Annotated in this window: 40 protein-coding genes, 1 tRNA gene and 1 pseudogene; 39 read left to right on the top strand and 3 right to left on the bottom strand. The window is 69.2% G+C overall.

Annotated elements, in window-relative coordinates; translation table 11 throughout:
• Window positions 1–83 precede the first annotated feature (83 nt).
• From OIE75_RS41190 to OIE75_RS41000, 39 genes and pseudogenes are all read left to right on the top strand, one after another.
• Complete coding sequence (locus tag OIE75_RS41190; RefSeq protein ID WP_329474207.1) at window positions 84–1,142, top strand: hypothetical protein; 1,059 nt, start codon at window positions 84–86, stop codon at window positions 1,140–1,142.
• The gene (locus OIE75_RS41185; RefSeq protein WP_329474206.1) at window positions 1,139–1,822 is read left to right on the top strand and encodes an SLOG family protein; all 684 of its coding nucleotides are present in this window, start codon (window positions 1,139–1,141) and stop codon (window positions 1,820–1,822) included. The genes OIE75_RS41190 and OIE75_RS41185 overlap by 4 nt, the downstream gene beginning before the upstream one ends.
• Window positions 1,815–2,606: a DUF721 domain-containing protein gene (locus tag OIE75_RS41180; protein ID WP_329474205.1), complete on the top strand. Its 792-nt coding sequence runs from the start codon at window positions 1,815–1,817 to the stop codon at window positions 2,604–2,606. Before OIE75_RS41185 ends, OIE75_RS41180 begins: the two co-directional genes overlap by 8 nt.
• Window positions 2,607–2,674: 68 nt before the next feature.
• Complete coding sequence (locus tag OIE75_RS41175) at window positions 2,675–2,827, top strand: hypothetical protein (protein ID WP_329474204.1); 153 nt, start codon at window positions 2,675–2,677, stop codon at window positions 2,825–2,827.
• Window positions 2,824–2,991 (top strand): hypothetical protein, encoded by a 168-nt coding sequence (locus OIE75_RS41170; RefSeq protein ID WP_329474203.1) that lies wholly within the window; start codon window positions 2,824–2,826, stop codon window positions 2,989–2,991. Before OIE75_RS41175 ends, OIE75_RS41170 begins: the two co-directional genes overlap by 4 nt.
• Window positions 2,992–3,127: 136 nt before the next feature.
• Window positions 3,128–4,291 (top strand): ParA family protein, encoded by a 1,164-nt coding sequence (locus OIE75_RS41165; RefSeq protein ID WP_329474202.1) that lies wholly within the window; start codon window positions 3,128–3,130, stop codon window positions 4,289–4,291.
• Window positions 4,288–5,376 carry a ParB/RepB/Spo0J family partition protein gene (locus OIE75_RS41160; RefSeq protein WP_329474201.1) on the top strand — a complete coding sequence of 363 codons (1,089 nt, stop codon included), beginning with the start codon at window positions 4,288–4,290 and terminating at the stop codon, window positions 5,374–5,376. Before OIE75_RS41165 ends, OIE75_RS41160 begins: the two co-directional genes overlap by 4 nt.
• Before the next feature lie 604 nt (window positions 5,377–5,980).
• The gene (locus OIE75_RS41155; protein WP_329474200.1) at window positions 5,981–6,421 is read left to right on the top strand and encodes a hypothetical protein; all 441 of its coding nucleotides are present in this window, start codon (window positions 5,981–5,983) and stop codon (window positions 6,419–6,421) included.
• 245 nt (window positions 6,422–6,666) lie between these two features.
• Entirely contained in the window at window positions 6,667–7,236 is a 570-nt protein-coding gene (locus OIE75_RS41150; protein WP_329474199.1) for a hypothetical protein, read from the top strand.
• 126 nt (window positions 7,237–7,362) lie between these two features.
• Window positions 7,363–7,611, top strand: a complete 249-nt coding sequence (locus OIE75_RS41145) for a hypothetical protein (RefSeq protein ID WP_329474198.1) — start codon at window positions 7,363–7,365, stop codon at window positions 7,609–7,611.
• 190 nt (window positions 7,612–7,801) lie between these two features.
• Window positions 7,802–8,146 carry a hypothetical protein gene (locus tag OIE75_RS41140; protein ID WP_329474197.1) on the top strand — a complete coding sequence of 115 codons (345 nt, stop codon included), beginning with the start codon at window positions 7,802–7,804 and terminating at the stop codon, window positions 8,144–8,146.
• A gap of 14 nt (window positions 8,147–8,160) precedes the next feature.
• Window positions 8,161–8,508 carry a hypothetical protein gene (locus tag OIE75_RS41135; RefSeq protein ID WP_329474196.1) on the top strand — a complete coding sequence of 116 codons (348 nt, stop codon included), beginning with the start codon at window positions 8,161–8,163 and terminating at the stop codon, window positions 8,506–8,508.
• An 81-nt stretch (window positions 8,509–8,589) separates the two neighbouring features.
• Window positions 8,590–9,012, top strand: coding sequence for a hypothetical protein (locus tag OIE75_RS41130; protein ID WP_329474195.1), 423 nt, complete (start codon window positions 8,590–8,592; stop codon window positions 9,010–9,012).
• 11 nt (window positions 9,013–9,023) lie between these two features.
• Window positions 9,024–9,359, top strand: coding sequence for a hypothetical protein (locus OIE75_RS41125; protein ID WP_329474194.1), 336 nt, complete (start codon window positions 9,024–9,026; stop codon window positions 9,357–9,359).
• Window positions 9,356–9,580, top strand: a complete 225-nt coding sequence (locus OIE75_RS41120) for a hypothetical protein (RefSeq protein ID WP_329474193.1) — start codon at window positions 9,356–9,358, stop codon at window positions 9,578–9,580. Before OIE75_RS41125 ends, OIE75_RS41120 begins: the two co-directional genes overlap by 4 nt.
• A gap of 66 nt (window positions 9,581–9,646) precedes the next feature.
• Window positions 9,647–10,324: a hypothetical protein gene (locus OIE75_RS41115; RefSeq protein ID WP_329474192.1), complete on the top strand. Its 678-nt coding sequence runs from the start codon at window positions 9,647–9,649 to the stop codon at window positions 10,322–10,324.
• A 482-nt stretch (window positions 10,325–10,806) separates the two neighbouring features.
• Complete coding sequence (locus OIE75_RS41110) at window positions 10,807–11,688, top strand: DUF5131 family protein (protein WP_329474191.1); 882 nt, start codon at window positions 10,807–10,809, stop codon at window positions 11,686–11,688.
• The gene (locus tag OIE75_RS41105; RefSeq protein WP_329474190.1) at window positions 11,681–11,884 is read left to right on the top strand and encodes a hypothetical protein; all 204 of its coding nucleotides are present in this window, start codon (window positions 11,681–11,683) and stop codon (window positions 11,882–11,884) included. Before OIE75_RS41110 ends, OIE75_RS41105 begins: the two co-directional genes overlap by 8 nt.
• An 11-nt stretch (window positions 11,885–11,895) precedes the next feature.
• Window positions 11,896–12,243 (top strand): hypothetical protein, encoded by a 348-nt coding sequence (locus OIE75_RS41100; RefSeq protein WP_329474189.1) that lies wholly within the window; start codon window positions 11,896–11,898, stop codon window positions 12,241–12,243.
• The gene (locus OIE75_RS41095) at window positions 12,240–12,779 is read left to right on the top strand and encodes a RusA family crossover junction endodeoxyribonuclease (protein WP_329474188.1); all 540 of its coding nucleotides are present in this window, start codon (window positions 12,240–12,242) and stop codon (window positions 12,777–12,779) included. Before OIE75_RS41100 ends, OIE75_RS41095 begins: the two co-directional genes overlap by 4 nt.
• A 68-nt stretch (window positions 12,780–12,847) precedes the next feature.
• Window positions 12,848–13,081, top strand: a pseudogene (locus tag OIE75_RS41090) (WhiB family transcriptional regulator); the annotation flags it as partial.
• A 194-nt stretch (window positions 13,082–13,275) separates the two neighbouring features.
• Window positions 13,276–14,199 (top strand): hypothetical protein, encoded by a 924-nt coding sequence (locus OIE75_RS41085; protein ID WP_329474187.1) that lies wholly within the window; start codon window positions 13,276–13,278, stop codon window positions 14,197–14,199.
• 14 nt (window positions 14,200–14,213) lie between these two features.
• Window positions 14,214–14,723, top strand: coding sequence for a single-stranded DNA-binding protein (gene ssb / locus OIE75_RS41080; RefSeq protein ID WP_329474186.1), 510 nt, complete (start codon window positions 14,214–14,216; stop codon window positions 14,721–14,723).
• Between the two features lie 263 nt (window positions 14,724–14,986).
• Window positions 14,987–15,238: a hypothetical protein gene (locus OIE75_RS41075; protein ID WP_329474185.1), complete on the top strand. Its 252-nt coding sequence runs from the start codon at window positions 14,987–14,989 to the stop codon at window positions 15,236–15,238.
• Window positions 15,235–15,756, top strand: coding sequence for a DUF3560 domain-containing protein (locus OIE75_RS41070; protein WP_329474184.1), 522 nt, complete (start codon window positions 15,235–15,237; stop codon window positions 15,754–15,756). The genes OIE75_RS41075 and OIE75_RS41070 overlap by 4 nt, the downstream gene beginning before the upstream one ends.
• A gap of 85 nt (window positions 15,757–15,841) precedes the next feature.
• The gene (locus OIE75_RS41065) at window positions 15,842–16,282 is read left to right on the top strand and encodes a hypothetical protein (RefSeq protein WP_329474183.1); all 441 of its coding nucleotides are present in this window, start codon (window positions 15,842–15,844) and stop codon (window positions 16,280–16,282) included.
• On the top strand, window positions 16,279–16,476 hold the full coding sequence (locus tag OIE75_RS41060; RefSeq protein ID WP_329474182.1) for a hypothetical protein: 198 nt from the start codon (window positions 16,279–16,281) through the stop codon (window positions 16,474–16,476). Before OIE75_RS41065 ends, OIE75_RS41060 begins: the two co-directional genes overlap by 4 nt.
• Entirely contained in the window at window positions 16,473–16,715 is a 243-nt protein-coding gene (locus tag OIE75_RS41055) for a hypothetical protein (RefSeq protein ID WP_329474181.1), read from the top strand. Before OIE75_RS41060 ends, OIE75_RS41055 begins: the two co-directional genes overlap by 4 nt.
• 82 nt (window positions 16,716–16,797) lie before the next feature.
• The gene (locus OIE75_RS41050; protein WP_329474180.1) at window positions 16,798–17,589 is read left to right on the top strand and encodes a hypothetical protein; all 792 of its coding nucleotides are present in this window, start codon (window positions 16,798–16,800) and stop codon (window positions 17,587–17,589) included.
• Between the two features lie 75 nt (window positions 17,590–17,664).
• Window positions 17,665–18,651, top strand: coding sequence for a hypothetical protein (locus OIE75_RS41045; RefSeq protein WP_329472677.1), 987 nt, complete (start codon window positions 17,665–17,667; stop codon window positions 18,649–18,651).
• Window positions 18,648–19,508: a DNA-methyltransferase gene (locus tag OIE75_RS41040; protein WP_329474179.1), complete on the top strand. Its 861-nt coding sequence runs from the start codon at window positions 18,648–18,650 to the stop codon at window positions 19,506–19,508. The genes OIE75_RS41045 and OIE75_RS41040 overlap by 4 nt, the downstream gene beginning before the upstream one ends.
• Window positions 19,505–19,978, top strand: a complete 474-nt coding sequence (locus OIE75_RS41035) for a helix-turn-helix transcriptional regulator (RefSeq protein WP_329474178.1) — start codon at window positions 19,505–19,507, stop codon at window positions 19,976–19,978. The genes OIE75_RS41040 and OIE75_RS41035 overlap by 4 nt, the downstream gene beginning before the upstream one ends.
• Before the next feature lie 48 nt (window positions 19,979–20,026).
• On the top strand, window positions 20,027–20,263 hold the full coding sequence (locus OIE75_RS41030) for a hypothetical protein (RefSeq protein ID WP_329474177.1): 237 nt from the start codon (window positions 20,027–20,029) through the stop codon (window positions 20,261–20,263).
• A gap of 35 nt (window positions 20,264–20,298) precedes the next feature.
• A complete protein-coding gene (locus tag OIE75_RS41025; RefSeq protein WP_329474176.1) occupies window positions 20,299–20,565 on the top strand; it encodes a hypothetical protein in 267 nt (88 codons plus the stop codon).
• A 199-nt stretch (window positions 20,566–20,764) separates the two neighbouring features.
• Window positions 20,765–20,956, top strand: a complete 192-nt coding sequence (locus OIE75_RS41020) for a hypothetical protein (RefSeq protein ID WP_329474301.1) — start codon at window positions 20,765–20,767, stop codon at window positions 20,954–20,956.
• Entirely contained in the window at window positions 20,953–21,423 is a 471-nt protein-coding gene (locus tag OIE75_RS41015; RefSeq protein ID WP_329474300.1) for a hypothetical protein, read from the top strand. The genes OIE75_RS41020 and OIE75_RS41015 overlap by 4 nt, the downstream gene beginning before the upstream one ends.
• Complete coding sequence (locus OIE75_RS41010) at window positions 21,420–21,716, top strand: hypothetical protein (protein ID WP_329474299.1); 297 nt, start codon at window positions 21,420–21,422, stop codon at window positions 21,714–21,716. Before OIE75_RS41015 ends, OIE75_RS41010 begins: the two co-directional genes overlap by 4 nt.
• A 35-nt stretch (window positions 21,717–21,751) precedes the next feature.
• The gene (locus OIE75_RS41005; protein WP_329474298.1) at window positions 21,752–22,369 is read left to right on the top strand and encodes a nuclease-related domain-containing protein; all 618 of its coding nucleotides are present in this window, start codon (window positions 21,752–21,754) and stop codon (window positions 22,367–22,369) included.
• Between the two features lie 119 nt (window positions 22,370–22,488).
• Window positions 22,489–22,821, top strand: coding sequence for a DUF6233 domain-containing protein (locus tag OIE75_RS41000; RefSeq protein WP_329474297.1), 333 nt, complete (start codon window positions 22,489–22,491; stop codon window positions 22,819–22,821).
• A gap of 55 nt (window positions 22,822–22,876) precedes the next feature.
• Here the strand turns inward: OIE75_RS41000 and OIE75_RS40995 are convergent.
• The 3 genes from OIE75_RS40995 to OIE75_RS40985 all read right to left on the bottom strand — a co-directional run bounded on the left by OIE75_RS40995 (window position 22,877) and on the right by OIE75_RS40985 (window position 24,122).
• Window positions 22,877–22,955 (bottom strand) — tRNA-OTHER (locus OIE75_RS40995).
• Window positions 22,956–23,002: 47 nt separating this feature from the next.
• Entirely contained in the window at window positions 23,003–23,782 is a 780-nt protein-coding gene (locus OIE75_RS40990; protein ID WP_329474296.1) for a hypothetical protein, read from the bottom strand.
• Window positions 23,783–23,888: 106 nt separating this feature from the next.
• A complete protein-coding gene (locus tag OIE75_RS40985; protein WP_329474295.1) occupies window positions 23,889–24,122 on the bottom strand; it encodes a hypothetical protein in 234 nt (77 codons plus the stop codon).
• Window positions 24,123–24,218 lie beyond the last annotated feature (96 nt).

Below are 24,218 nucleotides of genomic sequence, written 5' to 3'. Positions count from 1 at the left end.
GCCGCACCGGGCCCCGACGCTGGCTCAAGTCCGTCCAGTGGCTCATCGCAGCCGGACTCCACCCCAAGGCCAACCAGACCACCATGCGCATCGCCGAAGACCTCGCCAACCGCATGGACTACGACCTCGGCCACGCCCTCTACGGCCTCACCGACATGGTCAACCGGCTCGGCATCTCCCGCGCCCAAATCGCCCGCCACATCAGCTACCTCCGCGAACTCGGCGCCCTCGCCTGGGTCCAACACGGCACCCGCACAAACCTGCTGGCCGCAATGGGTCTCAAGGGCTACAAGGGCACCGCCACCGTCTACGCCGCCGTCATCCCCCCCGCCTACGACCACGCCATGGGCCACCGCATCATCGGCGCCGGCTACACCGCCCGGATCGTCATCGACCAGCGCGGCCAGCAGCAGCCCACCATCCCCACCCAGACCCGCCGCCGCCCTGTGGATAACCCGCCTGTGGAAAACCCCGGCTCCGAGGGCCATGAGACCCCTTCCCTTACCTGGCTTAGAGAAGAGAGTCAGGTTCAGGTAGATGGTGGTTTTAACTACACCTCGCAAGCGAGCCGGGCGAAGAACCCGATCCCCCACCAGAGCACCAGCATCAACGGCCGCCGCCGTACCGCCGCCGACGTCCGCAAAGCCGCGCAGACCGTCCGACTGGTGCGTGCCCTCGTCAACTGGACCCAGACCGTGCCGCTGCGGCGCCTGGAGTACGTACTCCGCCCGTGGACCGACCGCGGCTGGGACGCCATGCGCATCACCGACGAACTCACCGGCCTGTGCTCCGGCATGCGCTGGAAGCCCAAGCAGCCCGCCGCGTTCATCCGAGCCCACATCGCCAAGGACACCGCCCACCAGGAAGCCCTGGACCAGGCCGTCGCGTGGGAGGACTCCACCGCCTACCGCAACCTCCAGTCCCTCAACGCCCTGTTCGGCACCCCCGACCCGGCCGAGGAGCAGCCGGAGCGCACCGACGAGGACCGGATGAGGGCCCGGATGGACTGGAACAACTGGGAGCGGGTCGCTGCCGACTACGACGAGGACCCCGACGACGCCCTGGACCTCTACGGCGGCCGCCTGTGCACCTACGCCGTCGGCAAGGCCGCTCGCCTCAAGTGGCAGGAGTCCTACGCATGACCGGCCAGCCGACCCTTGACCAACTTGCTCACGCCTGGATCAAAGCCACCGGACACGACAGCGCCCGAGCGGCATGGCGACCCGCCGGCTACAACCCGGACACCGGCCTACTCGGCGTGGAATGCCGCAGCAGCGCCCACGTGGACCTCCTGCGGCTGGTTGAGAAGAACTTCATCCGGAGGATGAACGCCGCGCTACCCGAACCGATGGTTCAGCGGGTTGCGCCCCGTCTCTGGACAGTTCGCGTACTGGTAACCGGATCGCGCTCCTGGGGCAACCACAAGACTGTCGCCGACGCACTCCTAGACGCCTGGCACGACACCACCCAAACCATCTCCCCGGAAGCACGCTTTCGCGTCGTCCACGGCGACTGCCCGAACGGGGCCGATGCCCTCGCCAAGCAGTGGGCCCTCGACAACGGTCTGGACCACGAGCCACACCCCGCGGACTGGTCGGCACCCTGCGACGCCAGCTGCCCACCCGGTCACCGCAAGACGTCGCCTCGACACGGCGACTACTGCCCACTCGCCGGTCACCGCCGCAACCAGCTGATGGTCAGCAAGCGTGCCGATCTGGTCCTGGCCTTCCGCCGCAACAACTCTCGCGGGACCACCGACTGCATACGCCGCGCCAAGCGCGCCGGCATTCCCGTCCTGATCTTTGAGGAGCACCGTGGCTGACACCCCCGCCGCTTCCGGCGCCGACCTCGCCCGCATGGCGCTCGCCGCCGCACGCGCCAACGCCAAGACCACACCCGCCCCCGCCAAGAAGGCCCGCCGCGGACCCCGCCCCGCCCGCAGCGAAGGACGCGACCCCCAAGGCCTCGGCGCAGTCCTCGGCAGACTCCAGGCCGAACAAGGCTGGGACGCCGGCCTCAACGGCGGCAACCTCCTCGACCAATGGGCCAGCATCGCCCCCACCGAACTCGCCACCACCGTGCAGGCCGTCACCTACGACCCCGACCGCGGCATCCTCGAACTCCGCCCCACCAGCCCCGCCTACGCCACCCAGATACGCCTGTTTCAGCAGCAGCTCGTCGCCCACCTCAACCGGCAGCTGGGCAAGCCCGCCGTCCGCAGCATCCGGATCCTCGCCCCCGGCGGCGACCACCAGCCCGGACCCGCGGCCGCCGAACCCGAGCAGCCTGCCGCCCCGGCCGGGCCCGTGAAGACCCGCGACAACGCCCACCCCGGCTACCAGCACACGCTCGCCCTGGCCCTCGAGCACCGGACCAGCCACCAGCGCATCGACCCCTACGAAGAGCAGGCCCGCGCCCGGCAGGAAACCGCCCTCCGCGCCGGCCGCCAACACGAGGGCGAACACCGCGACGCCATCTGGGAAACCGACCGGCTCGAGAGCGCCCGCGTCGACCAGGCCGAAGCCGTACGACAGGCCGCCATCACCCGAGCCCGCCACGAACGCGCCGGAGGCACCGAACCCCGCCGCCTCTTCGGAGCCGCCTAAGCCAGGGGAACGACCGCCGGATTCTGAGGCACCGTGGGGGCGATCACCGCACACGATCGGAGCCGCCCATGCCCTACACCCCCGACTGGCACGCCCACGAGGACACCCGGGAACGGGCCTGGCTCGACCAGTGGACACGCGGCCGCATCAACCCCACCACCCTCCAACCCGAGCCCGCAGCCACCCGCCCCGAGCCCATCCTGACCGGGAGCCACCAGTGACCGCCCCCACCCTCCCCGCCGCCAAGCCCCGCCACGACTACCCGCGGCCGCCCCTCGTCCGCGACCACCGCGACCTGTTCCGCGAAGCCGACTACGGCGACGGGCAGCCGTACAGCGACGGCCTGGACGACGAAGACGACCAGCCGCCAACTATCACGGCGTGATAATCGGCAGCCACGCTCCACCCCGACGCCAACTATCACGGCGTGATAATCCACGCCGTGACCCAGGCGGGTGAAAGCGGGTCAGAACCCGTGAACCGGGTGCCACCCTGACCACACGAGTCAGTAAGGTGACGCCATGGCCTCTCCATACCCCGACGGAGACCGGGAAAAGGTGGCGTCCAAGCTGCCGTCGGTACTCCAACAGCAGCTCAAAGTCCGCGCCGCCGAACTCACCCTGGACATCCAGGACGCCGTCGAAGCGGCCATCACCGCCTGGCGGACCACCGAACACCCCGGCTTCGAAGTCGACACCGCCGGCGCCAAATCCTTCTCCACCTGGCTCCCGCCCGGCCTGTACGAGGACTTCAAAACCACCTGCACCAGCCGCGGCGTCTCCTACATCCAAGGCCTCGCCCAGTCCGTCCGGGACTGGCTCGACACCAACCCCTCCCCCCAACACGGCGCCCGGGGCACCGACCCCGAACGCAAAATCGTCTGCAACCAGAAAGGCGGCGTCGGCAAGACCTCCATCGCCGCCGGCATCGCCCAGGCCTACGCCGAAGACGGCAAACGCGTCCTCCTCGTCGACTACGACCCGCAGGCTCACCTCAGCCAGCAGCTCGGCATCCCACAGATCCCGCCCGGCGCCGACAGCCTCGTCTCCCACATGTGCGGCGACGGACAAGGCGATCTCGCCGACCTGATCGTGACCATAGAGGGCGAGCGCTTCGGCAAACGCCTCGACCTACTGCCCGCCTGCTACGACGCGTTCCTCCTCGACGCCAGCATCGCCGTCGTCGGCACCCAGAAGCGCGGCTTCCAGAAGGAAGCATCCCTCGAGCTGGCCCTGCATCCCCTCGAAGGCGATTACGACGTCATCGTCATCGACTGCCCGCCCAGCCTTGGCATCGCCATGGACGCCGCCCTCTACTACGGGCGCCGCCGCCGCAGCGAACCCGCTGGCGTCTCCGGAACCGTCATCCCCGTCCTCGCCGAAGACTCCTCCGCCACCGCCTACGACATGCTCGCCGACCAGATCGGCAGCCTCTGCCAGGACCTCTCCCTGACCGTCGACTACCTCGGCCTCGTCGTGAACCAGTACGACTCACGCCGCGGCTACGTCGCCACCTCCTCCCTGGACAACTGGAAGAACATCGGCGACCCCAAGGTCCTCGCCATCATCGGAGACCTGAAGGAACAACGCGAAGCCGTCCGCATGCAGCAGCCTCTCCTCGTCTACGCACCGAACAGCGACCAGGCTGACGCGATGCGGCAGATCGCCAGGGGAGCCACCCGATGAGCAAAGCCGACACCCTCGGGAAGTCCGCCGCATTCGGCGCCGCCAGCCAAGCCCGCCCATCCCGACGCGACCTGATCCGCGGCATAGGAGGACAGGACACCGCCGCCAGCATCAACGACGTACCCGTCACCCTGATCAGCGAGAACCCCGACAACCCCCGCAACCACCTCCGCAACCTCGACGAGATGGTGGAAAGCATCCGCGAGGTCGGCGTCATCCTCCCGATCGTCATCGGGACCGCTGACGCCTACCTCCGCGACCGAGCCGACCGCGCCGACGACCTGGACGACGGCACCCAGTACGTCGTCATCGACGGCCACCGCCGGCTCGAGGCCGCCCGCCGCGTCGGACTGGCCACCATCCCCGTCCGCGTCGACAACGCCCGCCTAGCCACCGACGAAGCGATCCTGGAGGCCGCGTTCGTCGCGAACTACCACCGCGACGACATGACCGACCTAGAGGAAGCCCACGCGCTGAAACAGCTCGTCGACTACTACGGCTCCCAGTCCAAGGCGTCCAAGCGGCTCGGGATCTCCCAGTCCAACATTTCCAGCAAGCTGTCCCTCCTGAAGCTGGCACCGGATCTTCAGAAGGACCTGATGACGGGCGAGCGGAGAGTGGAGCACGTCCGCAACCTTGGCAAACTGTCCCCCGAAGAGCAGCGGTCCAAAGCCGACCAGCGGGCGGAGGCGTCCCGCAGGAAGACCGAGGAGAATCCCGAGAACGTCGTGGAACGCGTCGCCGGCCCCGCCGATTATCACGGCGTGATAATCCCGGAGGCTGCGGCTAAGCCCGCCCCCCGGGCAGAGAAGAGCGAGCCTGCACGACCGGCACCCACACCGTCAGAGCGGGTGCCTGAAGTCATTCCCGAACCGCGGTCCACGCCCTCCGAGACGCGTCCGCCCCGCCCGATCGAGTACGACAAGCCTGGCGCACTCGGCATGCTCCTGGACGCCCGGATGGAAGAGGACCACCTCTTCCAGCTGCTGCACATCCTCGCGGAGAAAGCCCGCACCAGGGACCCGGAGCGTCTCCGCTCCCTCGTCCAGTCGCTCCCCGAGGCTTCCACCGACCACACCAGCTGACCTGGCGTCTCGTTCCTCTGTCATCCGGCAGGGGAGCGGGGCGCCCCTTTTTTTGTGCCCTCGTTGAACGATGGTCAGTACGTGTAGCTTGCCTGGGTTTCGACTCGCCCGTTCGAGTGACCTCCCCGCCCGAACCCTTGCCCCGTGCAAACCTGCCACCTTGGCTGGAAGCCGTCGGCCCCGCTGGGTGGCCGGCCGCCAGGCCGAGGACGGACCCAGGGGCGCCGCGGAGGGGCGGGCTTAGCCGGCCCGTTTCGCAGCCCTCCCGGTGTCCCCCTCGGCCCCGGCGAACAGACCGGGAACAAGCCCTCCCGCGTGAAGAGTTCCGGAACTAGACTGGCGTCACCGAACGGGCATGACCGCGAGGACACCCCCCACCCCCCTCCAGCACCCGCTGTAGCAGTTCCAGCCATCTGCGTAACCGGTCTCGGTCACGGGCTGGTGAAAACTTCCACTGGTCTTCGCCACTCACCCCAATCAGTGCCACAGTGAATCCCCGCGGTTCGGACTGGCAGCCGTCCCGCGTCAGGGTGCCCACAACCGTGAGGCTGCGGGCATACGAGGACCCTGCCTTCCCACACTGCCGGAGGAGCGGAGACGCCCCATGTCCGCAGCACAACCGGCCGACCCCGCACGCCCCTACGTCAACGACGACGTGAACAGCCTCGGTGATGCGGCCGTACTCCCCCTCAACCCGCGCCGCACCCGCGGCGCCCTCCGCACGGCCAGGGGACGGTGGCACCACATGGGCGACACCCAGCAACCCGAGCACCGCATCCCTCCCATCCCTCGCTCCGGAGCGCGACCCGACGACGTGTCCGCACTCCAGGCCTGGGCCGAAACCATCGAGACCAGCTTCAACGCGATCGACCAGTCCCTGACCAACCCGCAGACCCGGGCCACATTCCTGCTGACCCTGGACATGTGGGAACGCACCCTCCAAGGCTTCCACGCACAGGGTGTTCTGACCGATGACCAGTTGCGGGAAATGATGATCCCCCTGGACGGCATGCGGCGCGCTCCCCGGATCATCGACCCGGGCTGACGCAGCCGGGGTGTCCGAATATGCCGGGGGTTTTTCCACTCTGCCCCCGGCCCGGCCACCACGGTTCCGCAACAGACTGTTGATCAACAGTCGCGAAACGTTCAACTTCCGCCCCACTCATGCCATCATGGGGCGTCCGGAACCACCCGGAAACAGCATCACCGGTCTCCGGCGCGCGCCCCCTGCACCAGCCTGCACGGACGCCCCGCGCCCCACGGGGACCCCAGGGGACGGGGGACACACCCATGAACCACCCGGACAGCACGGACAGCGCCACGGCAAGACTCCGGCAGCTCACCGAGTACCACCGCGAACACCCCGTCACCAGCGCCGAAGGCCACTCCTACATATCCTCCGCGCCCCGCGGAACCATCACCAGCCCCCCGCTGCCCTTCAACGTCCGCGTCCTCGAACACATCGACCGGACCGTAGCCGAAGTCATCACCACCACCCGAGAAGCCAACCCCGACCCCGGCCCCATCCCCGACGACAACGCCGACATCTACCGCTGGTGCGTCGAAGCCACCGCCAACGCACCGGAAGCCGTCCAGCAACGCCGCGACACCCTCGAATACCGGCACCGCCTCGAACACGCCCTCGCCGCCGGCGACACCACCGTCATCCGACGCCACCGCTGCCCCGACTGCCAAGCCCCCGGCCTGTTCTGGCGGAACAACATCAGCAAAGCAATGTGCGTCAACCGGCACTGTGCCCGCCGTACCAGCGACGGCCGGCACCGCACGTTCAGCCTCGCCGAACTCGCCCACGAGTACGTGCAGGGCCGGAAAAATCTTCGGCAGGTCCGTGCAACCTGATCCGGGGTATACGAGTCGTACCTAGCAACCCACAACTGCACACAACCACCACACCCGGACCCACCAGGTCCACCCGTCATCGGCCGCCGGAGCTGCGAACTGTGGCCGTCGATCATGGGAGGCCGCATGGCCATCAGCACCCTCAGCCCCGAGACCTGCGACTCGGCCACGCTTGAGGACCCTGTGACCCTGAAGGATGCTCAGCTCCTTTTCGGGGATGCGGGGATTGACCTCTCGCGCGGAACGTTCACCCGCTGGGTGAAGCAGGACCGCCTGGACCGGAAGTTCCGTGGCCGCGAGATGATGGTCAGCTTCAGTGATCTGCTGGAGTCCTACACCCGCCGGTATCCGGTCCCGGGCAGGCCCGTGGACTGACCGGCCTTTCAGACCGCCCTCGGCTCCCTGAATCCCCAGGGGGAGCCGGGGGCTTTCTCATGCCCACACAGACTCAACCCGCCATACGCATTGCAATGCCATGTGTATGGCGGTACGGTGGACACACCAAGACAGCAAAACCCCCCTCACCAGCGGGAATTGCACACCTCTTGAACCCCCTGGAGCCACCGTGGCCGTGATCACGCATGCCCGCCCCAGCCTCGAAGCCGACTACCGCACCCTGAGCACCGACGACCAGGACCGCTTCGACCAGCTCATGGAACGCGCCGACACGGCCGGCCCCCACGACTACCAGCCCCTCATGGACACCCTCGCCGTCCTCACCGGCCTGAGCGCCCGGGACGTCGCCCGTTGCTCCTGCTACACGGACGCCTTCGGCTGTGGCTGCGCCGTCATCTTCGACACCGCCCTCCCCGGCGCCGTCGTCACCGCCACCAACAGCCCCAACTGCAACCTCTCGCAGCTCCAGTGCCCCACCTGCGGACACGACCACCCCCGCCCCATCACCGACTGACGGAGGACCAGACCATGCCCCGACTGACCCGCGCCCTCACCGTTCACCTCGCCTGGTGGGAGGACAACGACATGTGGGACGGCTTCGCCCTCTACCTCGACGAGGACACCGCCAAGGAGAGCGCCGCCGACGACTACGAGTCCTACGAGTACGGCACCCCCGACCCGGACGACGACAGGACCCGCCCCCTCCTCGCCTGGGAGAACGCCTACAACCGCTGGCACCTTCTCGCCGACGGCAAGGACACCGGGGTCCGAGTCGGCCCGATGCCCATCTACCGGCCCTCCAGCCAGCGCGAGATCCAGCAGCAGGACGCCCTCACCGCTGCCCAGGAAGCCGAGCGCGCCAAGTCCGTTGCCTGACTCACCCCACCAGCTCCCCGGCGGCGCGTGAAGCCGACACCGCGCCGCCGGGAGAACACCCACCGCCAAGAGAGGCCCCCGATGCCCAGCACCCGCCGCGTACTCCGCCGCATGGCCACCGTCATCAACACCCAGGGCCTCCACCGCGGAACCCAGTTCGCCAGCCGCGGACCGATGGACCAGCTCGACATCTGCGCCATCGCCTACACCGTCGCCGAAGACCGCCCCGCCCCCGCCGTGTTCTTCGCCGACGAGGTCGCCTCCCTCGCCCTCATCGAAGCGTCCGAGCCCGCCATGGCCGCCATCTGTGCCATCTCCGCCGCCCTCGACACCGAGCCCTGCGAGACCGACGGCGAACCGGACTACATCGAGCACATCTCCAACTGGGCCGCCACCCGCGCCCCGTTCTCCAGCGCCCCGCCCACCGTCTCCGAGGTCATCGGCCGCATCCTCCGCGCCGCCGACACCCTCACCGAGCAGACCGCCAACCCCCACGCTGCCTGAAAGGGCCCGCCATGACCACCCACGCCTACACCCCCGCCGTCAGCCCCTTCGCCCGCGACCCCTTCTACGCCATGGGCGTCGCCGACGCCTACGACGAACACGCCGCCGGCGAGAACATCCACGACCTGAAGCGCCGTGCCGAGGAAATGCTCGACGTCCCCTCCACCGGCCGCGACTCCATCGACCTCTACGTCTGCGGCTACGGCAACACCGTCGTCGGCCTCATGAACACCCACATCGCCCAGGCCAACGCCCAGGCCGAGGTCGCCCAGACCTGGCTGGCCCGCAAGCAGGGCCGCGAAACCAGCAGCCTCCACCGCCGGCACCGTCAGCAGGCCCCCCGATGACCGCCGACCTCCAAGCCCGCCTGGACCGGGTTTCCGCCGAACTCGCCGCCCTCAAAGTCCAGCTCACGCACCTTCAGGAAGCCTCCCGGGTCGCGAACCTCAACGAAGCCGTCACCCACCTCGACAAGTGGACCGGCAACCCCCGCCTCGACCCCGGCCTCCACCTCGCCATCGGCGTCCTCACCAGCCTCCGCGACGACCTCACCCCACCCACCCCCTAACCCCCCACCGCACGAGCACCGGAGCACCACCCGACACCAGCCCCACCCCGCGAACGGGAGCCCGCCATGGCCAGAACCACCAGCCCCCGCACCAACACCACCAAGAAGACCACCAGCAAGAAGACCGCAGCGAAGAAAACCACCACCGGCCCCCGCACCCGCAAACAAACCCAGCCCCGCCTCTCCCTCGTCAAACCCGCACCCACCCGACCCACCCGCGCCCTCGACTTCATCGCCGACAGCCAGATCTACGCCGTCCACGCCGCCCGCCAAGCCGGCCTCCCCACCCACCGCATCCGCGACTGGACCGACCACCGCGACGGCACCGCCACCCGCCGCCTCAACGACGGCACCCTCCACTACAACCACACCACCCGAACCCTCACCTGGCAGGCCACCTGCCGCATGGGCGCCGTCCACACCTACGCCATCCCCACCCCCGCCGCATCCATCGCCGCCCGCGTCTTCGCCGCCCGCTGCACCACCCCCCACCACGACCTCACCACCATCCCGCCCCTCACCCCGGACGAACTCGCCGACCTCGGCATCCACACCGGCCCCACCTGGGCCCGCCCCGACGCCATCGGCGACGCGATCACCCAGTCCATCCCCGTCCCCACCGGCCCCATCACCCGCGCCACCGCATCAGCCACCGACACCCAGCCCATCAACACCCGCGAGATAGCCGACGGCATCGCCGCCCGCGCCGATCAGGACCAGCCGAAGGAGCACCCGCATGGGTAGCGCGGCTGGAGTGCTGAAGGGGGCGGCCAACCGCATCGGGGTCACCGTGGCCGAGTACAACCAACGCGTCGCAGCCGGACTGAAGTGGTGCACCGGCTGTAAGGAATGGCACTCGCGGTCCGCCTTCTCGCAGGACAAGAGCCGTACCGATGGTCTCGCCTCACGATGCAAGACCATCGCCAATCAGAAGTCCCGCGCCGCTTACGTTCCGCAAGGCCGACCCTCCGCTGGTCGCCGCTTTGTCCAACCGCGGGACGGAGACCGCAAGCAGGCCAGACGACGCGTGAACTACCTGGTCGAAGCAGGTCTCCTTCCCCGGCCGAACAACCTCCCGTGCGCTGACTGTGGCCACACCTGGATTCCAGGCCAGAGCAGGCACGAGTACGACCACCACCGCGGCTACGCCTCCGAACACCACGAAGACGTTGAAGCCGTCTGCACCACTTGCCACCACGCCCGAGAGACCGACCGGAGGAACCGAAGTGTCAACTGACAGCAGCATCGAGTGGACGGAAAAGACCTGGTCACCCACCACGGGGTGTGACCAAATCTCCCCGGGGTGTACAAATTGCTACGCCCTCACCATGGCCAAGCGACTCAAGGGCATGGGCCAGGCCAAGTACCAGAACGACGGCAACCCCAAGACCTCCGGCCCCGGCTTCGCCCTCACCGTCCACCCCGACGCGCTGGACGAGCCGTACCGATGGAAGAAGCCGCGCAAGGTCTTCGTCAACAGCATGAGCGACCTGTTCCACGCTCGCGTGCCGCGCGATTTCCTGGCACAGGTGTTCGCCGTCATGGCCTTCACGCCGCAGCACAGCTACCAGATCCTCACCAAGCGCCCGGAAAGGGCCGCCCGGATCCTCGCGGACTCCTCGTTCGCCAAGACCGTCGAGAAGGCCATGTACGACGACGACGCCTACGCCACGCTGGCCCGCGGCGGACTCAAGTCGTGGCCCCTGCCGAACGTGTGGATCGGCACGTCGATCGAGTCCGACGACTACACACGCCGCGCCAAGGCGCTCAGGAACACCCCGGCCGCCATCCGATTCATCTCCGCCGAACCCCTCCTCGGACCCCTGCCGTCGCTCAACCTGACCGACATCGACTGGCTGATCATCGGCGGCGAGTCCGGGCCCGGAGCCCGAGTCCTCGAACCCTGGTGGATCGACGACCTCATCTACGAGGCCCGCCAGGCCGGCGCCGCACCGTTCGTCAAGCAGCTCGGCTCCGTCTGGGCCCGCCACACCACCGTCGCCGGGAAGACCGTCGCGGCCTGGGGCGACACCAAGGGCGGCAACCCCGCGCACTGGCCCGACCAGCTCCGCATCCGCGAGTACCCCAAGGCAGCCACCGATGCCTGACCAGGCCTACATCGACCAGCTCGCCGGCCAACTCTGCACCCGGCACCCCGACCTGCTCTCCGCAGAAAACGACCTCGCCGTCCTCCGCGGCCGCCTCGCCCTCGTCGCCACCTGGATCCACAACCCCACCTACGACCACACCGCCCGCCAAGCCCTCGCCCAAGCACTCGGCCTCCCCGAACCCACCAACCACTGAAGGAGCCCACAGTGACCACCGCCCCCGCCCCCTTCACCCCCACCGCCGACGACATGGAAGCCACCCACTACGGCATCCCCGTCAGCACCTACGGCGAAGACGGCAACATGCTCGCCCTCGGCCACCACACCCACCGCAACGCCTTCGCCGCCTTCAACAAGCACGCCCGCACCTTCCTCGGCTTCGCCAACTTCGCCGACGACCGCCACGCCCACCAGAACGAATGGATCGACGAGATCCGCCACATCTGGCTGACCTTCCACCGCGGAGACCCCGGAGGCGACTGGACCTGGGAAGGCAGGCCCGCCAACGAGAACACCCCCGGAGCCATCGCAGTCACCCTCCTGGACGTCGCATGACCCTCACCGACCCCAACACCTGCGAAACCTGGGAGCAGGTCGTCTTACTCATCGTCCGCGGCGAACCCGCCGGCCAAGGCCGCGTCTCCTTCATGGGCAAGGGCCGGCCCGCCATCCACTCCAACGCCAAACAGCTCAAGCCCTGGCGCAAAGCCATCATCACCATCGCCCGCGCGGTCACCGGAGCCCACGGCTACACCGACTGGAACGGCATCTGCCTCACCTGCCGCACCCCTAAGGACAAGCACGGCCTCTACGCCAACATCCCCACCCGCGCAGAGATCACCGTCACAGTCCCCAAGCCGAAGACCGCCCCCAAGCGACGCCGCACCTGGCCCATCACCCGGTCATCCACGGACATTGACCACCACGCCCGCGCATGCCTCGACTCCCTCTCCGAATCCGGCGTGATCAAGGACGACTCCCAGATCACCGAACTCGCCATCCGCAAGGTCTACCCCGGTGAGCACCCCGAAGCCCTCGACCAGCCCGGCGCGATCATCCGCCTCTACACCCTTCCCGGAGACCCGCGATGAGCCCCAAAACCCGCCACAACACAACAGACGCCACGGACCGGCCGACGCTCGTCCCCGCCGACACCGGTGACTGGAGGGACGACTCCGAGTGCCGCCAGCATGATCCCGAACTGTGGTTCCCGATCGGCGACAACGTGCACGCCCGTATGCAGGCCGAGGAAGCGAAGTCGATCTGCGGCCGGTGCCCGGTGCGGATCCGCTGCCTGTCGTGGGCGCTGGAGACCCGGCAGGACCAGGGCGTGTGGGGTGGGATGACGGAGAAGGAGCGTCTGGCCTTGCACAAGCGGAGGTCGGGGACGACGTTCGGCCGGTCCCGGAACGTGGCGGATCACATTTTCGCGGAGCGGTTGGACGAGTTCCTGACGCTGCGTGGCCAGGGTTTGGACGGGTTGGAGTTGGCGTCGGCGTTGTCGACGAACGTGCAGACGGTGAACCGGGTCAACGACATGATCGCGGCGTCTGCGCGTGCCGCCGTGCAGGAGGAGGTGCAGGCGGCATGAGCGCAATGTCTCCGGAGCAGCGCGGTGACCTGGCCGAGCGGATGCTCCCCGAAGCAGCGAACCTCGCCGTCCTGGTGCACGGTGACGGCGGCCCGGAGGATGTGGCCGCGGTCCTGGCCGGGCTCACGGGAGCGGAGAAGGACGCCCTGATCGTCGTCCTCGCCGGCCTCGTCGACCCGGAGCAGCCCGTCGGCCGCGCGTTGGGCTGGCTGGACTTCAACGAGCACGGCTCCCTGACGGTGCCGGCGTCGTGGTCGGAGGACCGCAAGGTTCGCGACCTGACGCCCGAAGACGACACGGACTTGGACGACGACTTCGTGGACCAGGTCGCCGTCGGCAAGTTCATGAAGGGGTTCCGCGTCGACAGTCTCACCGATGCCGAGTTCCTGGAGGCCGTGAAGCAGTGCGTCGCGAAGGGGCTGACGCTCGCTGACGTGGACCAGCTGCGGCGGTGGCCGCGGAGGACGACGGAGAACCGGGTGAACCGGCTGCGGAAGCAGTGGCAGCGGTCCGGTCGCGCCTTCCCGGAGTTGAAGCAGCCGGGGTTGCGGACGTTCACGCCGGCTGAGGTCGTGGCGATGCGTGAGAGGGCGCATGCGGGGGCGACGGACCTCGAATTGTCGATGTCGTACGGCGTGAACCGGGAGACGATCCGGTCGATCGTGACGGGGAAGCGGTACGCGTCGTGCGGTGGCCCGGTCCGGGCGGCACGGTCGGCGAAGAGTCTGAAAGCGTCCCGTGAGCACATGTGCGGGCACGCCGATACCTCGCTGGCGGGCGGCTACCAGGCGCCGAACGCACGGCTGACGCCGCAAGAGCGCAGCCAGGTCCGTGAGCGGACTGTCGAGGGTGAGCCAGTTCAAGAGCTGGCCAGCGAGTACGGAGTGTCCACCAAAACCATCCGCCGGTACGCGGCGTAGAGAAGGAGAACGTGATGAGTGGCGAGACTGTGATCACCGTGGTCGGCAACGTGGTGGACGAGCAGGTGTCCCTGCGGTACACGCCCTCCGGGGCGGGGGTCTGCAAGTTCACGATCGCTTCGACGCCGCGGACGTACAACCGGGACAAGCAGGCGTGGGAGGACGGGACGACGCTGTACCTGCCGGTGTCGGTGTGGCGTCAGCAGGGAGAGAACTGCGGGGAGACGTTGACCCGCGGCATGCGCGTGATGGTGCAGGGCCGGCTGACGCAGCGCTCCTACGAGGACAAGCAGAACGTGAAGCGGACGGTCTTCGAGATGGAGGCCGACGAGGTCGCCGTTTCGCTGCGGTCGGCGACGGCGCGGGTGGAGAAGACGTCGGGTGGCGGGCAGGGCCGTCAGCAGTATCAGGAGACGTCGCGTCGGTCGTCGGAGGAGGGGCGGGGGGATCCGTGGGCGTCGGGTGTGCCGGGTACGCAGGGGCAGGCCGGCGGGTGGGGTGGTGGAGACGAGCCGCCTTTCTAGATCGTGTGGTGCGCGTGTGAGGGGTCTGGCCTTCGGGTTGGGCCCCTTTCCCGTATCTCAACCCGTCATACGCATTGCTATGTCATGCGTATGTGGGTATGGTGGATACACCCCAACCACCCACCCCAAAGAGGCCACATGACCGGCTGCGACTGCGACGCCACCCCCGAAGACCAGGCAGCCGGCATCCACGGCACCCCCTGCACTAGCCGCGACAACACACGCGACGACCCGTCCGACCACTACGGCCAGTAGGAGCCCACATGACCGACCAGCCCACCAAGAAGACCGCCACCATCACCCTCGACACCGCGAACAGCGACCCGAAGTTCCCCGCCTACCAGCTGTCCATCAACGCCATGGACGGCGAGAACAGCGGCCACGGCTACCGGCTCATGGGCCCGAAGTACCTGGGCCGCAGCCGCAACCTGCGGACCGTCGAGCTGACGCAGCGGGATGCCGACGAGATCCGCGCCGTCCTCGACGAGGTGTTCCCGTCGGGGGAGTCGTCATGACTGCCTCCCCGGAGCGCCGTAAGGCCGAACGGCTCCAGGAACGTGCCGACAAGCTCACCCAGCAGTCCGGGCAGGCCAGCGAGCGCGCCCACAACATGTACGGACGGTTCGCTGGCGGTCAGCCGCTGCTCCGCGGCCACCACTCCTACCGCAGCGCCCGCCGTACAAGGGACCGTGCCGATGCTGCCTCCGAGCGGGCCGTTGACGCGTACAAGGATGCCGAGCGAGCCCGACGGGACGCCGAGTGGGCGAAGGCGCACGCCGACGCCAAGGACGCCATCACCGCGGTCACATCCACCCGGTCCCGGCCGTGGGAACCCGCCGACTTCCAGGTCGGCGACATCGTCACCGTCCGCGTGTTCGAGACCAGCACCAGTACCTACCGGGTGAAGCGGGTCAACAAGAAGACCCTCACCCTCGACGGCGGCGGAGGCGGCTGGGACGACCCCAAGCGCGACTACGACCGAGTCCTGTCCCGAACCCGAGACGGCATCACGACCACTGACCCGGCTTCCTGACCAGAACCTGACCTGCTGCCCCATCCCGCACCCCCCGCGGGGTGGGGCAGCCCCCTACCCGCCACCACCCGGCAAGGACCCGCCCATGCCCGACACGTCCAGCACTGTCATCCAAGCCCGCATGCAAGCCGAGCACGTGTGGAACACCGTCACCAGCATCCGGAAACTGTCCGCCCGCCTCGGCGCCTGGACCACCGGGAGAAGCCCCGACGGCCGCCACCGCCTGACCGCACAGGTCACCGGACCCGACGCGGCGCGCGCCGTAACCCTGTTCGCGAGTGCCGACGAGCTGGTCCTGAAGTATCCGGGGGATCTCCTGCCGCAGTTCGACGTGGCAGTCCCGGGCCGTACCGGGCTGGTGTGGCGGTCGCTGGGCGTGTGGGTGGAACTCTGGCACCCCGACACCCCGACCAGCCTCCCCACACCCCGCCCGACGGCGCCCGCCCGGACCGTGGTGGGGGAGAAGCTCGGTCGGGCGTCCGCACGGCTTCCGTTCGGCCGCCGGCGTACCACCCGCACCCCATGACCAGCCCCTGGGCCGGCGACCACGTAGGCCGCCACTTCACCGGCACCCGCCTCGAGGCCGTCTGCCCGTGCCCCACCGCGCCCTGCGGCCTCGTCTACGCCGACCGGATCCGCTCGGACTGCCCCGACCACGCCCACGCCCGATCCATGCGGCAATCCCACGTCGTCCGCAACTGCCCCGGAGGAACCACGTGACCGAGACCAAGACCGTCAACTGCTACGACATCGAACTCGACAACGGCGAGAACCTGAAAGATCTCGGAGAGGGCAACTACCTCGAGCTGGACCAGGTTGCCGCTGGCCTGACGCCGGGAACGTGGCTGCTCCTCGCCTACGAAGGCGACTTCCAGGAGACCGCCGTCATGCGCCGCCTGTCCCAGGAGGAGATCCAGGCCGCGCGGCACGGCGAAGCGCTCGCCCGCATCTACGAGTGACCAGCCCTCCCGCCCCTGCCGCATAGGGACCGGTGGTCCCGAAACCCCCGCCGCAAGGCGGCCCGAACCCAGGAGAAACCCGATGAGCGCACGCCACGTGGTGATGTGGTCCGGCGGGATCACGTCGTGGGCGACCGCCCGCCACGTCATCGCCGAGCACGGCACGGCCAACGTCACGCTGCTGTTCGCCGACACCAACGCCGAGGACGAGAGCCTCTACGCCTTCAACGACGCGGCCAGCGCGCGCCTCGGTGTCCCGGTCACCCGCGTCGCCGACCCCCAGGAACGCGACCCGTGGCAGGTGTTCGAGGACAAGCGGTGGCTCGGCAATACCCGCATCGCGCAGTGCTCGATGGAGCTGAAGCTGAAGCCCTGCAAGGACTGGCTCGCCGCCAACACGGACCCGGCGGACACGGTCCTGTACGTCGGCCTCGACTGGACCGAGCCGCACCGCATCCCCGCCAACAGGGCCGGGTGGGCGCCGTACCGCGTCGAGTACCCGCTGACCGAGCCGCCGTTCCACGACAAGGGGCAGCTCCTCGCCGAAGCCCGCGCGGCCGGTCTGCCGATGCCCCGCCTGTACGACCTCGGGTTCGCGCACAACAACTGCGGCGGCGCCTGCGTGAAAGGCGGCCAGGCGCAGTGGGCGCGGCTGCTGAAGGTCTTCCCCGACCGCTACGCCCGAGCCGAAGCCGCCGAGACACGGATGCGGGCGCTGCTCGGCAAGGACGTGTCGATACTCCGCGACCGCACCGGCGGCGACACCAAGCCCCTCACGCTGGCCGCACTCCGCACCCGGATCGAGGAGCAGCCCGACCAGCTCGACCTATTCGACGAAGGCGGCTGCGGCTGCTTCACCGACCTCGCCGCCTGAACGCCAGCGGCCCGGGGCGCGCCTATCGCCCCGGGCCTGGCCCTGATCATCCCACCCCGACCCGCTGGAGAACCGATGACCGACCAGACCACCGAGCCGCACTTCGGCAGCCCGGACTGCACGTGCATCCCGTACACCCGGAAGTACGGGACCCCCCGCTACTGCGGCCCGAACGAGACCGTGGACGACATCAGTGGCTGGGAGCGCGGCACCGACTGCCCGCACCACGCCCCGGCTGCCCCGCTGCCGCCCGCCGACCAGACCGCGCTCCGGGACCGCATCACCACCGCGATCAGCAAGTGGCATCGCGACCCCGAGCAGCCGCTGTACGAGCAGGGAGCCGACGCGGTGCTGGCCGAGCTGGCGTCCCTCGCGGTCAACGCTGGCCGGGCACTCCAAGACGAGAAGCGGCACTACGAGATCGCGTGCAGGGAGAACACCCGGCTGCGCGCCGAGCTGGAGAGCGAGCGTGACGCCTCCCGCCGACTGCTTGCCCAGCGCCAGGAGATGGCTGAGGAGCGGTACGCCTGGCAGCAGCGGGGCGACCGCGCCGAGGCCGAGGTGAAGCGGCTCCGCGCCGACCGGGCCGCCGTCCTCGAAAGCGAGGCCGCGCTGATCCTGAAGCACTGCCCCGATCACGGGCCGCAGGACCAGGACGGCGTGTGGATGGACTGCCACTGCGCCGTGGTCGACGACATGCGGAAGCGCGCCGCCGAGCTGCGTCGTGTGGCCGACGAGACGGCAGCCACCGAGACGCACGCGTGCAAGCTCTGCAGCCTTGCCGCAGACGCCACCGAATACCGCATCCCCGTACCCGAGGACGGCGGTACAACCCTCCTCCTCCGGCGCCAGAACCTCGCCCACGGAACCGGATGGGCGGCGACCGCCCCCGGCTACGGCGGCGGCCGAGCCTGGACCACAGAGGGATGGCAGGACTCCATCAGCGCCCTCAGCGTCGACCGCCTCTTCTGCTGGCCCGACGCCCCTACCGCAGCCGACGAAGCACGCCGCGCCCTAGCCGCCGATGGCCCCGCGCGCGGCGAGCAGGAGGATGGACAGTGACCAAGCCGTACTGGGAAGACACGGACGCCGGACTGGCTCTCTACCACGGCGACATGCGCGAGCTCCTGCCCCAGCTGGAACTGCAGGCGGATCTGATCCTTGCTGACCCGCCCTACGCCGAGACCAGCCTCAAGTGGGACCGGTGGCCCGACGGCTGGCTCACCACCGCAGCGAAGCACGCACGGAGCATGTGGTGCTTCGGCAGCCAGCGCATGTTCTTCGACCGCCTCCACGAATTCCGCGCCGAGGACTGGCACCTCAGCCAGGACGTCGTCGGCAAGGATCCCGACGGACAGCCCGTCTTCGGCGACGTCCACTTCATCTGGGAGAAGACCGTCGGATCTTCCGCTGTCGCCGACCGCTTCCGCCGGGTCCACGAACACGCCCTCCACTGGTACCGCGGCCCCTGGCGCGACGTCCATCACGAGGCGCAGCGGGAACGCCGGCACGGCCGTAACCAGTCCACCCGGCGCTCCGGCTACAAGGGTCCGCATCTGGGCACCTACAACGCGCGGTCGTGGGCGGATGACGGCACGCGTCTGTTGACCTCGATGATCCAGACGTCTGGCATGCGGGGCAAGGCGATCCATCCCACGCAGAAGCCCTTGAAGATCGCTGAGCCGCTCATTCGCTACGGTTGCCCGCCCGGTGGCCTTGTCCTTGACGTCTTCTCCGGATCCGGCGTCGGTCTAGAAGCAGCACGGCAGTCCGGGCGCCGGTGCATTGCTATCGAGGCGCGTGAGGAGTACTGCGAGCGCATTGCTCGGCGCCTGTCTGAGATGCCTCTATTCATCGCCGAGCCTGTGCCCGCCGCCGGGGCGCGGCAGGACGGGGCGCAGCCGGGTGGTGCCGAGTGACCACCGCCCCCGTCCGACCGGGCCCGCCGCCTTCGGGTAGCGGGCCCGGCCCGGTTCTCACCGAACGGGAACTCGACCTCCTCCGCCGGCAGGCAGCAGGCGAGACATACCGCGACATCGCTCCCACCCTGTACATGAGCGTCAGCGGAGTCGGGTCCATGTCGAAACGGATGATCGACCGAATGGGCGCCCGGAACCTCGCTCACGCCATCCACCTAGCCCACCAGCACCGTCTCCTCGACCCCCCGGCCACCGTGAAGCTGTCGCCGCCCCTGCTGCGGGTCCTGGAGTTGGTGGCGGACGGGTGGACGAACGCGGAGATTGCCCGACGTCTGAACCTGTCGGAGCACACGGTGAAGGACCACGTGAAGAAGATCCGCCGCCTGTTGGGGGCTCGGGATCGGGCGCATGCGGCTGTGCTGGCGGTCGAGGCTCGCATCATCCGCCGCCCGGAAATCCGGACATCTTAGACACCGCCATCGGCGGGTAAGACCGATAACCCCAGGAAGGGGCCTCCCGTGCGCATACCCCCGCTCCTCGCCCAATGCGTCCTCCTCGGCGTAGTCGCCATAGGCACCGGCTGGGCCTGGATCGTCCTCACCGGCAGCCGTGTTCTGTCGCCCGGTGCCGTCATCGTCTGCACGATCATCGCCGTCGCTGTCGCCCTGGCCGTGGAGGCCGGGGCAGAACGGATCCTCCGCGGCCGCCGGCGCCGCGCCCACGCCCGACCCCACACCAGCAGGAAGGCCCTCTAATGCTGTCCCACGCGATCGGAATCACAGGAGCGGCGATGGCGGCTGTAGCAGCGGTCGCCTATGGAACCGGCCGTTTCCGCAAGCACCACATCTACGGCGTCATGAGCGTCGGCTACCTGCTCTACACCGTCTCCAACTTCCTCTTGCAGGACACCGTGTCCGCAGGGATGGGTGCCGGGTTCACCACCGTCTTCGGCTGGCTGTGGTGGAAGGGCGGCGGTGGGGACAACACGAAGCGCCGGCTGAAGTCGTGGGCGTCCAGGTTCCAGGGCGTCCGCCGTACCGCACCCAGCCACGCATGAACCGGGTTCGCACCGTCGGACGGTGCCGTACCGGCAAGGAACGCTACCGGGACCGCGTGGCCGCGCTCCTTGCCCTCGCCTGGCTGGACAACACCGACCCGAAACGCCGTGAGTGCCGCGCCTACCGGTGCGACCTCTGTCGGGGCTGGCATTTGACCAGCCAGACCAAACGATCCAAGACCGCTGGAAGGAGCAGCCGATGACCAGTGACCAGGTCACCGTGTACGCCTGCTGGACCGCCGCCGCATCCGCCTTTGCGGGCGGCGCCTCCCTGACGATCGCAGGCCAACCGCTTGCCGGCGTGCTGCTGCTGTGGCTGGTGCCGAGCCTGCTGCTCGTCGCCCACCTCGCCCGTCTCGCCCCGGCCCGCACTGGAAGGAACAACCGATGACCGACAACCCCAACGTCAAGGCCCTGGACCCGTCCCGCCGCTACCTGCGGCCCGTCGCACCCCTGCCGCTGCCCGGCGTGGAGGACGTGACGCACTGGTCCGTGTACCAGTGGCTGCCGATGTTCGAGGCGTGGGCGACTGGCATGTCCCTGTGCGGCGCGTCGATGCGGCAGGGCCCGCTCCCGGAGGGCACGACCGTCACGTGCGAGGGGTGTGAGGCGTACCGGCCGGAGTACGAGCGAATGCTGGCCCCTGGCTACCGGCCCGAGGACGACGACCTGGAGGCGCTGCGGAAGCGCGCGGAGACCGCGGAGGGGCAGGTTCGACAGGCGCAGGCGCTAGCGGCGAAGTGGCACGAGGTGGCCGCGTCCCAGAGCGACGCAGTGATCCTGGCCGGGGTAGCGGGGGACGTCTTGCTGGCCACCTTGAACGGCTTCAACGACCTGACAAAGGAGGTCCAGTCGTGAGTATCTGGGCCAGCAGTTTCGACCTCGAGGACAATCCGCCGTACGCCTACCAGGGCTCCCACATCCTCCCCGCCGACGACGACCGACGCGACGACGGCGAAGTCCTCCAACTCGCAGAGATCCCGTCACACGTCACCCGCGACGGCCGCGACGACCAGCCGGAGGACGGCCGGCCGTGGCCGTGGCTGCGCCTGTCCCTGTATGCGGAGGATGCGGTGCTGAACCGGGACGGGGTCGCAGGGCTGCATGCGGCGCTCGGGGCGTGGCTGGAGCGGACGGGAGACGAGTCGTGACGGCGGGTGGGTCGACGTCTGATGAGGGTGCCCGGTTGTACGCGCTGGCCCGTAGGGGCTGGTGGCGGACGGTTCTCCGCTGGTGCGGTATCAACGCCAACGACCGGCGCTTGGAGGCGGCTGCGGTGCGGCAGGTGCAGGGGAGCCTGGGCGAGAAGTGGACGGCGGAACTCTTGACCCGATTACCGGCTGGCTGGCAGGTGTTCCACGATCTGACCGTGGCCGGCCGACGGTTCAACGTGGATCACGTGGCGGTACCCCCGTCGGGGGAGGGTCTGATCGTGCTGGATTCGAAGAAGTGGCATGCGGGATGGCCCACCACGCTGGTGCGGGGTCGGGTGCATTGCGGCAGGCAGGACCGGCATGGGCAGGTGGAGGCGTTCGCCGGCTACGTGTCGGGGACCGCGGCCGTGCTGGGCGTGCCGGCGGGGATGCTGATGCCGGTGATCGTCGTCCACGGCTCCCCGGTCGCCGGTGGCCGTCTGGATGTGCCGGTGCCCGGGTGGGAGCGGACGGTGCACGTGCTGGCCGCGGACCGGCTGGTGGACGTGCTGGCGGGTATGCCGGGCGGGAGGGGCCCGGTACAGCCCAAGGCGGTCGACCTGGCCGCGCGGGTGCGTAGGACGCTTCCCCAGTACCGGAGCGCGGCGTAGCCTGGCCGGACCGTGCCGGGGGCACCCGTAGGACTGATCAGGCGCGGTAGCAGGGGCCCGTCACCTTGGGAGTGATCCCAGGTGGCGGGCCTTTTTCTTGTGTCCGTAGGATCGAACGTATGAGCGACATGCCCCCGGATGAACGTCTCGCGAAGCTGCGCGCCCTCGAGGAGTGGCTGGCCTGGCAGCTGAACAACACCCGGGCGAAGATCCGCACGGTGGAGGCGGAGGTCGAGCAGGCGAAGCGGCAGGCGCAGCGCGCGTGGGCGGAAGCCCGGTGGAAGCTGGAGCCTGCCCGGGACCGGCGATCCGTGCTGCACCGGGGTGGGTGCGGGATCTGGAAGGGCGAGCACGGCTACCTCGAGCGGCGCGAGGTGGCGGAGGCGCTGGCGGACGAGACGCTGGTCGTGGAGATGTGCGGGGTGTGCAACCCGAAGTCGGGCCTGGAGTAGATGCGCGTCCGCCCCGACCGCGACGGGGGACGCGGACGGGGCGGACGGTGGAGCGCAGCCCAGGCCGGACTCGAACCGGCGACCTCGGAGTCACAAGACGGCCGTACCGCGCTCTGCCGCTGAGCTACCGGGCTGCTGCGCCCAGCATGGCACGCGGCACTGACAGCCGTGCCCCGTCCGGTCAGTTCTGCCGGAGGTCGAAGTTGGCGCGGAGCTGCTTGAGGCCGGGCAGGTCGAACTCCTTCGAGAACCGGCCGGGTTCGCTGATGTTGTAGGCGATCGGCCCGGTCCCAGTGCGTACCGGGCGGGCGAGCGGGTTCCCGCGGTTCGGCGAACAGAGCAGCGGCTTCAGGCCCGCCGTGTTCTTGACGCACTCGCCGGCTTCCACGATGCCGTCGTGGTCGACGTCCGTGTTGGGGTGGTCGAGGCCGAGGATGTGCCCGAGCTCGTGCGTCACGGCGTCCTTCCGGCGGGCTTCGTTCACCGTCGGGTCGGTGGAGAACCAGTTGGGGACGGTCCAGTACTCGGAGTCCATCAGCAGGTGCCCGCCCCACGCGCTGCCGTTGGCGGTGGCGTAGCAGGGCCGGGCTTGGGACATGCCGCGCTGGCCGGTGGGCTGGTGCAGGTAGTGGACGACGATGCGATGCCGGGGCGGGCACGTTCCAAGCGGGGTGGTGTCCAGGCTGCTGCTGACGGTGACCTGGACACCGACGTTTGTGGTGACCTGCGCGGCCGGTATCCGGAAGTACTTCGCCAGCTGGGTGCGGGCCGTGCTGTCGGCGAACACGACCTCGTACGGGTCGGGGGACAGGCTGTAGATGTTGTAGCTGGTGAGGGCTTTCCAGCCGGTGCCGGAGTAGACGGGTCCGGGGAGCGCGGCTGCGGTGAGGGTGAGGGTGCCGGCGAGGATTGCGAGGAGGGTGGCGAGACGTCGGGTGAGGGCGGGTTTGGGTGTGGGCATACACGCCAGTCTGGGCACATTCCCGGCACCCGTTCCCCCCGCTCATGGCGGGGCCCGGCAGCGGTTGGGGGCGTGCTGCCGGGCCGGTCTAGCGTGCGGGGCGGGCTTAGCCCCAGGCGGTGTCTGCGGGACGCGCTGCGGGCTCTGTGGGTTCGGCAGGCGTCGGGGTGGGGTCGGTGGGCGGGGTGCCCCATCCGGTGTCGTTGGTGGAGTCGTCGCCGCTGTTGGTGGCGGGTGCACCCCATGCGGTGTCGTTGTCGGCTGCGGCGGTTGTGGCGATGCCCGCGGTGAGAGCGGCGGTGAGGGCGGCGCCGGCGAGGAGCCTTTTCAGTGGTGTCACAGGGGGTCCTTTCTGATGGTGTGGTGAAAGCATTGTGGGGCGTCTGGCCCGAATTCTCGTCGCCTTCGCCCTGCTGCGAATCCCCTTTACCCGTTG

The sequence above is a fragment of the Streptomyces sp. NBC_01723 genome (assembly GCF_036246005.1).
Taxonomy (GTDB): Bacteria; Actinomycetota; Actinomycetes; order Streptomycetales; family Streptomycetaceae; genus Streptomyces.
The sequence above is the reverse complement of the archived record's forward strand: the minus strand, read 5'-3'. Positions and strand labels throughout refer to the sequence as shown.